The sequence below is a fragment of the Nocardia thailandica NBRC 100428 genome, from assembly GCF_000308795.1.
In the GTDB taxonomy this organism is placed as follows: domain Bacteria; phylum Actinomycetota; class Actinomycetes; order Mycobacteriales; family Mycobacteriaceae; genus Nocardia; species Nocardia thailandica.
Map to the genome: position 1 here is coordinate 1 of NZ_BAGK01000042.1, position 11,481 is coordinate 11,481.

An 11,481-nucleotide genomic window follows, 5' to 3' on the forward strand; every position below is an offset into this window, starting at 1 on the left:
AGCGCACGGCAGGCAACCGGCGCGACCTAGGATCGCTGGTGTGAATGCGCAAGTGGAAACGGTCATCGATCTCGATGCCATCGCCCACAACGTGCGCGTTCTCCGGAAGCATGCCGGGGACGCGGCGCTGATGGTCGTGGTGAAGGCCGACGGCTACAACCACGGGGCCGTCGAGGTGGCGCGGGCCGCGCTGGCGGCGGGCGCCCGCGAACTCGGGGTGACCACGATCCCCGAGGCACTGCAACTGCGGGCGGCCGGCATCGACGCGCCGATCCTGTGCTGGCTCAACACCCTCGACGCCGACTACCGCGCCGCGGTCGAGGCCGACATCGAGGTGGGCGTGTCCTCGCTGGCGCAGCTGCGGGCGCTCGAGGCGGGCGCGCGGGCCGCGGGCCGGACGGCGATCCTGACCCTGAAGGTCGACACCGGGCTCAACCGCAACGGCATCGCCGCGGCGGAGTACCCGGCCGTGCTGGCCGCCGTGCGGGAGCTGGCCGACGCGGGCGTGGTGCGGCTGCGGGCGATCTTCTCCCACCTCTCGCACGCCGACGAGCCGGACCATCCCGCCACCGACCGGCAGCGCGGGCGGTTCCTCGACGCGATCGCCGAGGCCAAGGAACACGGGCTCGAGCCGGAACTGGTCCACATCGCCAACTCGGCCGCCACGCTGATCCGCCCGGACCTGCACTTCGATCTCGTCCGCCCCGGCATCGCCGTCTACGGGCTGACCCCCATCCCGGAGCTCGGCGACTTCGGCCTGCGCCCGGCGATGACGTTGCAGGCCGAGGTGGTGCTGGTCAAGCGGGTCGCCGCGGGGGAGGGGGTGTCCTACGGGCACCGGTGGACCGCGCCGCGCGACACCACCGTGGCGCTCGTCCCGGCGGGCTATGCCGACGGCGTATTCCGTTCGCTGAGTGGACGTTTCGACGTCTGGCTCGGCGGCGCCCGGCACCGTAGTGTCGGAAGGGTGTGCATGGACCAGTTCGTCGTCGACCTGGGTGACAACCCGGCCGGCGTCCAGGTGGGCGACACGGCGGTGCTCTTCGGCGGCGCCGAGGGGGTGCCGCGGGCGCAGGAGTGGGCCGAGCTGCTCGACACCATCAACTACGAGATCGCCTGCCTGCCGCACGGGCGGGTCGCGCGCCGCTACACCGGCGGTGCGCGATGAGCCGCCGCACCCTGCTGCGCCGGGGCGGCCTGGCGACCGCGGGCGTGCTCGGACTGCTGGCGGGCGCGCACACGCTGCGCCGTATCGGCGCCCGGGTGCTGTGGCCCGCCGCGGTCGACGACCTGCGTGAGGAGAACTTCGCGCTCATCGACGAGGACCGGCCGGGCACCGTGGTCGCCACCGACGGGGTCGTCCTCGCCACCCGCACCTACGGCGACGACAGCGCCGAACTGACCCTTGTGTTCGTGCACGGCTTCTGTAATGCCATGGAGTCCTTCCACTTCCAGCGCCGCGACCTGGCCCGCCGCTGGGGGTCGCGGATCCGCATGGTGTTCCTCGACCTGCGCGGACACGGGCGCTCCGGCCCGGCGACCGGGAACTGCACGGTCGAGCAGCTGGGCCGCGACGTGCTCGACGTGGTGCGGGCGAGCGCGCCGAGCGGTCCGGTGGTGCTGGTCGGGCACTCCCTCGGCGGCATGGCCGTGCTGGCCGCCGCCGCGCAGCAGCCGGACCTGTTCGGGCCGCGCGTGGTCGGGGTGGCGCTGCTGTGCACCTCGGCGGCCGAGGTCACCGGGTCCGGCGTCACCCAGCTGCTGCACCCCTCCGCGATCGGCGGCTTCGGGCTCGCGGTGCGGACCGCGCCCGCGGTGGTCGAGTTCACCCGCTCGGCGACCCGGGCGCTGCTGGCGCCGATCCTGCACGTCACCTCGTTCCACGGGCCGGTCAGCCCGACGCTGGCCCGGTTCACCACGATGATGATCGACCGCACCCCGGTGCGGACCATCGAGAAGTTCCTGAGCGCCTTCGCCCTGCACGACGAGTCGGCCGCGCTGCCCACCCTGGCCCCGCTGCCCGTGCTGGTGCTCGGCGGCGGGCACGACATGGTCATCCCGTTCCACAACTCGCGCACCCTGGCCGAGGCGCTCCCCGGCAGCGAGCTGATCCGGGTCGCCGGCGCCGCGCACATGCCGCAACTGCAGTTCCCCGAGGTCGTCGACGACGCCATCGACCGGCTGCTCATCCGCGCCGGGCTGTCCGGCACCGAGACCCAGGAGGCCGTCGGTGGCTGATCCGCAACGGGCCACCCTGGACACCGTCGAGGACACCGAGAACCTCGGCCGCGCACTCGCCGCCGACCTGCGCGCCGGCGACCTGGTCGTGCTGGACGGCCCCCTCGGCGCGGGCAAGACCGCGCTGACCCGCGGCATCGCCGCCGGGCTCGGCGTGGCGGGCCGGGTCAGCTCACCGACCTTCATCATCGCCCGCGCCCACCGTCCCGGCACCCGGCCCGACGGCAGCGCGGGCCCGGCGCTGGTGCACGTCGACGCCTACCGGCTCGCGGGCGACCTGGACGAGCTCGACGCCCTCGACCTGGACACCGACCTGCAGCACGCGGTGGTCGTGGTGGAGTGGGGCCGGGGCGTGGTGGAGCACCTCACCGAGCGGCATCTGCGGGTGCAGCTGGCGCGCGAGCCGGAATCGGACGTGCGCACGGCGGTGTGGGAGTGGGTCGGCTAGACCGGCCCAGCTGCGCGCCGGGTGACGGGTACCACCCGGTATTGTTGACCCAATCATGCTCGTACTAGCTGTCGACACCGCGACACCCGCCGTTACAGCGGGATTGGTGCATCTGTCGCCCGCCGCGGATAGCGATACCCCGCCTGCCGTGGTGACCCGTGCCGTCCGGGTCCGGGTCGACGCGCGTGCCCACGCCGAGGTGCTGACGCCGCAGATCCTGGAATGCCTGGCCGAAACCGGTACCGCCCGTGACGAACTGGACGCGGTCGTGGCGGGCGTCGGCCCGGGGCCGTTCACCGGCCTGCGGGTCGGGCTGGCGACGGCGGCCGCGTTCGGCGACGCGCTCGGGCTGCCGGTCTTCGGCGCGTGCAGCCTGGACGCGATCGCCGCCGAGGCGGGTCACCCCGGCGAGCTGCTGGTGGTCACCGACGCGCGCAGGCGCGAGGTCTACTGGGCGCGCTACCGCGACGGCGTGCGCGTCGCCGGGCCCGAGGTGACCAAGCCGGGCGAGGTGCCGCGCGGCGACGCCGACGCGGTGGCGGGGTCGGCCCCGCACGCCGCCCTCTACGAGCTGCCGGTGCTGCCGGTCGAGTCGCCCACCCCGGCCGGGCTGGTCCGGGTGGCCGCCGCCGAGCTCCTCGCGGGCGGCACCCCCGACCCGCTGGTGCCGCTGTACCTGCGCCGCCCCGACGCCGTGGAGAACGCCTTCCGCACGCTCGACCGGGCGGGGGCCTGATGGCCGCCTACCGGATCGCGGCCATGACACCGGCCGACATCGAGCGCTGCGTCGAGCTCGAGCATCTGCTGTTCCCCGAGGACGATCCGTGGCAGGCGGTGTCGTTCCGGTCCGAACTGGCCGGGCCGCACAACCGCTACATCACCGCGCGCGACGAGGACGGCCGCATGGTCGGCTACGCGGGGATCGCCCTGCTCGGTGACGCCGAGCATCCCGAAGCCGAGGTGCACACCATCGGCGTCGATCCCGCGCTGCACCGCGGCGGCGTCGGCACGCTGCTGCTGGAGGCGCTGCTGGCCGAGGCGGCCAAACGCGGGGGACCGGTCTTCCTCGAGGTCCGCACCGACAACGCGCCCGCCATCGCGCTCTACAACAAGCACGGCTTCCACATCATCGGGCTGCGCAAGAACTACTACCACCCCAGCGGCGCCGACGCCTACACCATGCGGCGCCCCGAACTCACCGCCGCCGCGGACGCCTGGGCGGCGCGCGAGCGGCAGGACGAGGTGCTGTCGTGATCGTCATGGGCATCGAGAGCTCGTGCGACGAGACCGGCGTCGGCATCGTGCGCCGTCACCCCGACGGCACCTGCGAGCTGCTCGCCGACGAGGTCGCCTCGAGCGTGGACCAGCATGCCCGCTTCGGCGGCGTCGTCCCCGAGATCGCCTCGCGCGCGCACCTGGAGGCCATCGTGCCCGCCATGCGGCGCGCGCTGGCCGCCGCCGGGATCCGCAGGCCGGACGCGCTCGCGGTGACCATCGGCCCCGGCCTGGCCGGCGCGCTGCTGGTCGGCGTCGCCGCGGCCAAGGCGTACGCCGCGGCCTGGGACGTGCCGCTCTACGCGCTCAATCACCTCGGCGGGCACGTTGCCGTGGACACTCTCGAACACGGCCCGATGCCGCCCGCGGTGGCGCTGCTCGTGTCCGGCGGGCACACGCACCTGCTGCACGTCACCGATCTGGGCGAGCCGATCACCGAGCTCGGCTCCACCGTCGACGACGCGGCGGGGGAGGCCTTCGACAAGGTGGCCCGTCTGCTCGGCCTCGGCTACCCCGGCGGGCCCGCGCTGGACGCGATCGCCCAGGACGGCGACCCGAAGGCCATCGCCTTCCCGCGCGGCATGACCGGACCGCGCGACGCGCGCCACGACTTCTCCTTCTCCGGCCTCAAGACCGCGGTCGCCCGGCACGTGGAAGCGGCACAGCGCCAGGGCGTCTCGCCCGCGGACCTGCCCATCGCCGACATCGCCGCGTCCTTCCAGGAGGCCGTCGCCGACGTGCTCACCATGAAGGCGGTGCGCGCCGCGCAGGACGTCGGCGTCGACACGATCGTGCTCGGCGGCGGTGCCACCGCGAACTCGCGCATCCGTTCGCTGGCGGAAGAACGGTGCACCGCGGCCGGCATCACGCTGCGCGTGCCCAAGCCGCGCCTGTGCACCGACAACGGCGTGATGATCGCCGCGCTCGGCGCCCACGTCATCGCGGCGGGCGCGAAACCGGCCGATCTGAGCGTGGCCACCGACCCCGGCCTGCCGGTCTCGATCAGCTCCCTGACGAACTGAGCCCGTTCACTCCCCGAGGCTGAGGTAGGCGCGGTCGGCGATGCTCGAGCGCGACGGGCGCAGCGGCAGCGGGATCGGGAGCAGGCTGTGGGCGGGGGACTGCGTGGCGCTCGGCGGCGTGGTCGTGGCGCCCTCCTCCTCGCCGCCAGCCGAACCGCTGTCCAGCGGCGGATTGGCGGGGTAGGGGATGCGCGGGAGGTTGGGGTCGGGACGCAGGGTCGGCGCGGTGGTCGTCGGGCCGGTGGGCGACGGGGTGGTCGTCGTGCCGGTGGCGGGCGCGGTGGTGGTCACCGGCGGCGTCGTGGTGCTCGGGGACACCTCGACCGGCGGCGCGACCACGCCGGTGCGGTCGGTGCTCTCCTGGTTGGGCGCGGTGGTGACGGGCGCGGGCACGACGGGCGCGGTGGGCGGCCGGTTGCCCGTGCTGGACGTGCCGACCGGCGAGACGTCGGGCGCGTCCGGGGACAGGGCGTTCACGCCGTACCCGATGACCAGCCCGACCACCACGATGACGCCGGCCAGCGTGCCGACGACCTTGGTGACCGTGCCCACCGGCGCCTCCGACCCGCCCAGCGGGGACGAGGGCGCGGCATCGGCGACCAGCGCGGCGCCCTTGGCGATCACGGCCTCGGGATCGGGCACCGTGTACACGGGCACCTCGAGTTCGGCGGCCAGCGTGTCGACGACGGCGGGGATGTTCGCGCAGCCGCCGATGACCGCGACCGCCTCGGGTAAGCGCGGCGCGCGGGCGAAGACGCCCGCCGCGTACTGCGCGGTGCTGCGCAGCAGATCGGCGATGAGTTCCTCGAAGTCGGCCTGGGTGAGTTTGAGCGGCTGCCCGGCCACGTGGTCGATGGTGACCACCGGCGCGACCGACAGATGCTCCTTGGCGGCCCGCCCCCGGTTGACCAGCGTGGAGCGGTTGGGGCGGGTGCCGCGGCGGGCGTAGTGCGCCTCGACGAGGTGGTGGTAGATCAGCTCGTCGATGATGTTGCCGCTGACGGCGTTCGTGCGCTCGGAGTGCAGCACGGCGCCCTCTGCTGGGTCGGCCACGGTCACGGTGAGGCCGGTGGCGCCCAGGTCGACCACGGCGACCGTTCCGTAGCGGGCCAGCAGGCCGGTCTCGCGCAGGAAGGTGAGCGCGGCGGTGCCCTCGGGGACCAGCCGCAGATCGCGCTGCTTGCCGGTGGCCGCGCGGATCACCTGCGCCTGTTCCTTGCTGCGATAGGCGACCGCGACGCTGGTGCTCTGCCTGGTGCGGGCCATCTGCGGCGGGTGGCGCTCGCCGAGGACGTCGAGCACCGTGGTGTGGGTTGGCTGCGAATCGGCGAACCGGGTGGTCATCATCTCGATCGAGGACGAGACGAGATCACCGAGATCCGAATGCGCCGCGTCGGCGGAGACGACGCGGTAGTCGAAGTTCTGCTCGCCGCCGGGGCCGGTCGCCACGAGCGCGGAGCAGACCACCTCGTTACCGGCGGAGATGCCGAGGGATGTTCGCATGTTCACCTCCCTTCGAGCCGATGATCGCGAATCACGAAGGCCTTGCTCTCTGGTGAAGCTTCACAGGCCGTCGGACGGGGTCGTACCGTATTTGTCCCGGCCTGTTATGCGAACGTTACAGATGTTGCCCGTGATAGGGAAGACCGCCGTCGTCTCGTCGGCATGTCGAGATTGTGACGGGAGTGACGGGCACGGAGCAGACTTGGCACCTCCCGCCCTTGAGCGCTGGCACTCGCGTGTATAGAGTGCTAGTTGGCAACGGGGTAGTACCCGTGCTCGTGCTATCGACTACTGGGCAGGGGTCCCGGCACCCGCGACGACGGGGCGCATGCGCAGAGTCGCATCCAGACCGTTAATCATCCCCTGAAAGTGGAGGGCTCAACGTGGCGAGCGTGAACATCAAGCCGCTCGAGGACAAGATCCTCGTCCAGGCCAACGAGGCCGAGACGACTACGGCTTCCGGCCTGGTCATCCCGGACACGGCCAAGGAGAAGCCGCAGGAAGGCACCGTTGTCGCGGTCGGCCCCGGCCGCTGGGACGAGGACGGCGAGAAGCGCATCCCGCTGGACGTGCAGGAAGGCGACGTCGTCATCTACAGCAAGTACGGCGGCACCGAGATCAAGTACCAGGGCGAGGAGTACCTCATCCTGTCGGCTCGCGACATCCTGGCCGTCGTCGCCAAGTAATCCGCGCAGCGCCGCAACCGACACTGCCCCGGTCCCCCGCGCGGGGCGCCGGGGCAGTGTCGTCCACACAGGAATGAGGACCTATGGCTAAGCAGATCGAGTTCGACGAGAAGGCTCGCCGGGCTCTGGAACGCGGTGTCGACAAACTCGCCGACGCCGTGAAGGTGACCCTGGGCCCGCGCGGCCGGCACGTGGTGCTGGCCAAGGCCTTCGGCGGCCCCACCGTCACCAACGACGGTGTCACCATCGCGCGTGACATCGACCTCGAGGACCCCTTCGAAAACCTCGGCGCCCAGCTCGTCAAGAGCGTCGCCACCAAGACCAACGACGTCGCGGGCGACGGCACGACCACCGCGACCGTCCTGGCGCAGGCGCTGGTGCGCGGCGGCCTGAAGAACGTCGCCGCGGGCGCCAACCCGATCACCGTCGGCGCGGGCATCTCCGCCGCCGCCGACAAGGTGTCGGAGGCCCTGCTGGCCGCGGCGACCCCGGTCTCCGGCGAGCAGGCCATCGCCCAGGTCGCCACCGTCTCCTCGCGCGACGAGGAGATCGGCGAACTGGTCGGCAAGGCGCTCACCACCGTCGGCAAGGACGGCGTGGTCACCGTCGAGGAGTCCTCGACCCTGCAGACCGAGCTGACCATCACCGAGGGCGTGCAGTTCGACAAGGGCTACCTCTCGCCCTACTTCGTCACCGACGCCGAGACCCAGCAGGCCGTGCTGGAGGACGCCTACGTCCTGCTGCACCGCGAGAAGATCTCCTCGCTGCCCGACCTGCTTCCGGTGCTGGAGAAGATCGCCGAATCCGGCAAGTCGGTGCTGATCATCGCCGAGGACATCGAGGGCGAGGCGCTGTCCACCCTGGTGGTCAACGCGATCCGCAAGACCCTCAAGGCCGTCGCGGTCAAGGCGCCGTTCTTCGGCGACCGCCGCAAGGCGTTCCTCGACGACCTCGCCGTCGTCACCGGTGGCACCGTGATCAACCCCGACCTGGGCGTCACCCTGCGCGACGCCGGCCTCGACCAGCTGGGCACCGTGCGCCGCGTGGTGGTCACCAAGGACGAGACCACCCTGATCGACGGCGCGGGCACCGCCGAGGACATCGCGGCCCGCAGCGCCCAGCTGCGCCGCGAGATCGAGGCCACCGACTCCGACTGGGACCGCGAGAAGCTCGAGGAGCGTCTGGCGAAGCTCGCGGGCGGCGTCGCGGTCATCAAGGTCGGCGCGGCCACCGAGACCGCGCTCAAGGAGCGCAAGTACCGGGTCGAGGACGCGGTCGCCGCGGCCAAGGCCGCGGTCGAGGAGGGCATCCTGCCCGGTGGCGGCACCGCCCTCGTGCAGGCCGCCGCAGCGCTGGTCGAGCTGCGCGACTCGCTGACCGGCGACCAGGCCGTCGGCGTCGAGGTCGTCCGCCAGGCGCTGTCGGCCCCGCTGTTCTGGATCGCCACCAACGCCGGTCTCGACGGCGCGGTCGTGGTGTCCAAGGTCGCCGAGGGCAAGGAAGGCTTCAACGCCGCCACCCTCACCTACGGTGACCTGCTCACCGACGGCGTGGTCGACCCGGTCAAGGTCACCCGCTCCGCCGTCGTCAACGCCGCCTCCGTGGCCAGGATGATCCTGACCACCGAGAGCGCCGTCGTCGACAAGCCGGCCGAGGAAGAGGCCGAGCACGGCCACCACGGTCACGCGCACTGAGACACGGCGGCCCGGGGGCCGCGGGTTCGCGGCCCCCGGTGACCCGTCGATCAGGCGTCGGCCTCGCGCCGACACCGAGCAGGCCCCCGGAGCGGGATCGCTCCGGGGGCCTGCTCGTGCTCTCAGCTGGCGACGGGGTCCTCTTCGGCGATGGCCGCGAGGAGGCGTTCGCGTAGCTCCGGTGGGGGAGTGACGGGGGTCGTGCTGCCGATCTCGGCGAGCACGGCCTTGGTGTAGCGCACTTCGCGCAGGAACTCCGCGCGTTGTACCGGGTCTTCGATGAGGTTCTGGATCGCGTGATGGTCTTCGTCGTCGATCAATCCGAGCGCGACGGTGTGCGCGAGATCGATGCGGCGGTCGTTCATCTCACGTCACCCCCAAACTTTTCTTCAGTCGTGTCAAGCCGTCCCGAATACGGGACTTAACGGTCGGTAATCCGACGCCGAGGTACTGAGCTACCTCCGCGTAGGTCCGCCCGCCGTAGTAGGCGAGCGAGATCGCCTCGCGCTGGGTCTCGGTCAAGGTCGAGAGCCCGTCGAGGACTGACTGCTGTTCGAGTCTGCGTTCCACCTCCTCCGTGACCTCGTCGAATTCGTTGCCGAGAACTCGGATCCCGTAGGCGACCTCGCGCTGGGTGTGGGCCTGTTCGGCGCGTACCCGGTCGACCGCGCGCCGATGCGCGAGTGTCATGAGCCAGGTGACGGCCGAACCCTTCGCCGGGTCGAAACTCATTGCGGTACGCCAGATCTGGAGGTAGACCTCCTGGGTGGTCTCCTCGGCGTATCCGGGATCGTGCAGAACTCGCAGGATCAGACCGAAGACGCGCGCCGACGTCCGGTCGTAGAGTTCGGCGAAGGCGAGCTGGTCGGCCTGCCCACAGCGATGCAAAAGGGCGGCGAGCTCGATGCTTTCGGCTGCGCGTGCGGTAACCGCAGAATCCACGCCCTGGGGGAACGCTCCATTCTGTGTCATCGGTCACCAATGTAGCGCGCAGCTATGACCTCCCTCCGCTAGGGGGGTGCCCGGGTACGCCCCAGCGGCCCGGTGTCGAGAGCAGGCAAACTCGACACGCCGGGCGAAACCGCTGGCGACACGCCATGACACGCCGCCGGTACTCGCACAATCCCGGCCCCTCATCGATGGCCGGTTGTTTGCTAGAGATTCGGCGCGTCGCGCGCCGCGGATGGGTCGGTATACCGGAGAAGTCAGACGGCCATGCGGCGACGGTTGCGCCGGGCGTGCATCTCGCGCTCGGTCTCGGACATGCCGCCCCAGATGCCGTACGGCTCACTGACCTTCAGGGCGTGGGTCCGGCACTGCATGAGCACGGGGCAGGCGCGGCAGATCTCCTTGGCGCGCATCTCGCGGGCGGTACGGGCGCGGCCACGCTCTCCGTCGGGGTGGAAGAACACGGCCGAGTCCTGGCCGCGGCACGCGCCACGCATCTGCCAATCCCAGACATCGGCGTTCGGGCCGGGGAGGTGGGTAGGCATGGGCATGGTGAACTCCTCGTGGTGCGAGCTCGTCAGCGTTGTCGAGCGGATGGTGTGGCAGGTCTGTGGTCCACCCGTGCGGGGTGGTCCGGCTCGACGGTGCCTCGACGTCGCCTCCGGTGGTCGCTGCAATTTCGCGCGGCGCCGACCGTGGCGATGAGCTACGTTAGGGCTCGGCGTGAAAATCCGTCAATAGTTCGGCGCACGAGTTCCGTAAATCTGCGACGCTGAGATTTAACCTGGCCGCTGTTTACATTTCACGGCCCGTCCGGCCATACTGTTCGGTTGCCTGTTGGTCGGGCGTCCGGCGGCGCGCCGCTCCCTCCCCGTTTTCCCAGCTCGGGCCGGTCGCCGCGCTCTTTTGCCTGGTCGCGCGGGTCCCCCGCCGACGTCGTCGGTCACGGCCCGCGCCGGTCGCCCGCACCCGCAAGATGGCGTCGCCGGGGCGTGGAGGTTAATTGCGAGAAACGCATGTGAATTCGAATCTTTCTGGTACAACCCCCGCTGAGCGGAGATTTACCTGATGGAAACACTCGTCCGGTCGGTAAAAGCTGGAACGTTGCCGGACCGCCGGTCACGGAGCCGATATCACGTCGGATGTGACGGGTCACAGTCGCTACAGTCTCGACGTGCGTACAACGGCCTCACCCGTGGATACCGGATCCGAAATCCTCGTTATGGCAGCTTTCGGCGCGCGGCCGGGTGCCGCTGCTGTGCTGTTGCCGGATCTCGCGCCCGCGGACGCGCCCCTGGCGCGCTGGCACCGGGCGGTCGCGCTCGGCGGCCAGGGCCGCTACGCCGCCGCCCGCGCCGAGCTGCGCGAACTCGCCCTGCCGGGCCGTCCGCCGGTGATCCGCTCGCTGGCGCTGAGCACGGAGGGCTCGCTGTGGCGCCAGCTCGGCGGGCACGAGCGCGCCGCAGGCTACGACGGGCGGGCCGCCACCCTGGCGGCCGGGCTCCCCGCCGGACATCCGGGCCGGGCCGAGGCCCTGTGCGACGCCTGGACCGGCCTGGCCGCCGACGCCCTCGGCACCGGCAGGCTCGCGCTGGCGTGGCGCCTGCTGTCCCGGGTGGAAGCCCTGGCGCCCGAGGCCGGGTGGCGCGCGGGCGTGCGGCTGCACT

Annotated in this window: 12 protein-coding genes and 1 pseudogene; 9 read left to right on the forward strand and 4 right to left on the reverse strand. The window is 71.7% G+C overall.

What is annotated here, in order from left to right:
* The 6 genes from alr to tsaD form a co-directional block, all read left to right on the forward strand.
* A partial coding sequence (alr, locus tag ON36_RS04400) for an alanine racemase (protein WP_043647866.1) occupies window positions 1-1,168 on the forward strand: 1,168 nt, incomplete at its 5' end.
* Window positions 1,165-2,238 (forward strand): alpha/beta fold hydrolase, encoded by a 1,074-nt coding sequence (locus ON36_RS04405; RefSeq protein ID WP_043647844.1) that lies wholly within the window; start codon window positions 1,165-1,167, stop codon window positions 2,236-2,238. The genes alr and ON36_RS04405, both read left to right, overlap by 4 nt.
* A complete protein-coding gene (gene tsaE / locus ON36_RS04410; RefSeq protein ID WP_043647846.1) occupies window positions 2,231-2,686 on the forward strand; it encodes a tRNA (adenosine(37)-N6)-threonylcarbamoyltransferase complex ATPase subunit type 1 TsaE in 456 nt (151 codons plus the stop codon). The genes ON36_RS04405 and tsaE overlap by 8 nt, the downstream gene beginning before the upstream one ends.
* 55 nt (window positions 2,687-2,741) lie before the next feature.
* Entirely contained in the window at window positions 2,742-3,422 is a 681-nt protein-coding gene (gene tsaB / locus ON36_RS04415) for a tRNA (adenosine(37)-N6)-threonylcarbamoyltransferase complex dimerization subunit type 1 TsaB (protein WP_043647848.1), read from the forward strand.
* Window positions 3,422-3,940: a ribosomal protein S18-alanine N-acetyltransferase gene (gene rimI, locus ON36_RS04420; RefSeq protein ID WP_043647850.1), complete on the forward strand. Its 519-nt coding sequence runs from the start codon at window positions 3,422-3,424 to the stop codon at window positions 3,938-3,940. The genes tsaB and rimI overlap by 1 nt, the downstream gene beginning before the upstream one ends.
* Window positions 3,937-4,983, forward strand: a complete 1,047-nt coding sequence (gene tsaD / locus ON36_RS04425; protein ID WP_043647852.1) for a tRNA (adenosine(37)-N6)-threonylcarbamoyltransferase complex transferase subunit TsaD — start codon at window positions 3,937-3,939, stop codon at window positions 4,981-4,983. Before rimI ends, tsaD begins: the two co-directional genes overlap by 4 nt.
* A gap of 6 nt (window positions 4,984-4,989) precedes the next feature.
* Here the strand turns inward: tsaD and ON36_RS04430 are convergent, their stop codons facing one another.
* Window positions 4,990-6,486 (reverse strand): DUF7159 family protein, encoded by a 1,497-nt coding sequence (locus tag ON36_RS04430; RefSeq protein ID WP_052313641.1) that lies wholly within the window; start codon window positions 6,484-6,486, stop codon window positions 4,990-4,992.
* A 383-nt stretch (window positions 6,487-6,869) separates the two neighbouring features.
* On the opposite strand from ON36_RS04430, the gene groES reads away from it, so the two are divergent.
* Window positions 6,870-7,172, forward strand: coding sequence for a co-chaperone GroES (gene groES, locus ON36_RS04435; RefSeq protein ID WP_043647854.1), 303 nt, complete (start codon window positions 6,870-6,872; stop codon window positions 7,170-7,172).
* A gap of 83 nt (window positions 7,173-7,255) precedes the next feature.
* Window positions 7,256-8,866, forward strand: a complete 1,611-nt coding sequence (gene groL, locus ON36_RS04440; protein ID WP_043647856.1) for a chaperonin GroEL — start codon at window positions 7,256-7,258, stop codon at window positions 8,864-8,866.
* A gap of 122 nt (window positions 8,867-8,988) precedes the next feature.
* Here groL and ON36_RS04445 read toward each other — a convergent pair whose 3' ends face one another.
* From ON36_RS04445 to ON36_RS04455, 3 genes are all read right to left on the reverse strand, one after another.
* The gene (locus tag ON36_RS04445; protein WP_043647858.1) at window positions 8,989-9,231 is read right to left on the reverse strand and encodes a hypothetical protein; all 243 of its coding nucleotides are present in this window, start codon (window positions 9,229-9,231) and stop codon (window positions 8,989-8,991) included.
* A gap of 1 nt (window position 9,232) precedes the next feature.
* Window positions 9,233-9,838 carry a sigma-70 family RNA polymerase sigma factor gene (locus tag ON36_RS04450; protein WP_245557897.1) on the reverse strand — a complete coding sequence of 202 codons (606 nt, stop codon included), beginning with the start codon at window positions 9,836-9,838 and terminating at the stop codon, window positions 9,233-9,235.
* A gap of 233 nt (window positions 9,839-10,071) precedes the next feature.
* Window positions 10,072-10,365: a WhiB family transcriptional regulator gene (locus ON36_RS04455; protein ID WP_043647865.1), complete on the reverse strand. Its 294-nt coding sequence runs from the start codon at window positions 10,363-10,365 to the stop codon at window positions 10,072-10,074.
* 707 nt (window positions 10,366-11,072) lie between these two features.
* On the opposite strand from ON36_RS04455, the pseudogene ON36_RS04460 reads away from it, so the two are divergent.
* A pseudogene (locus ON36_RS04460) lies at window positions 11,073-11,481 on the forward strand (hypothetical protein); the annotation flags it as partial.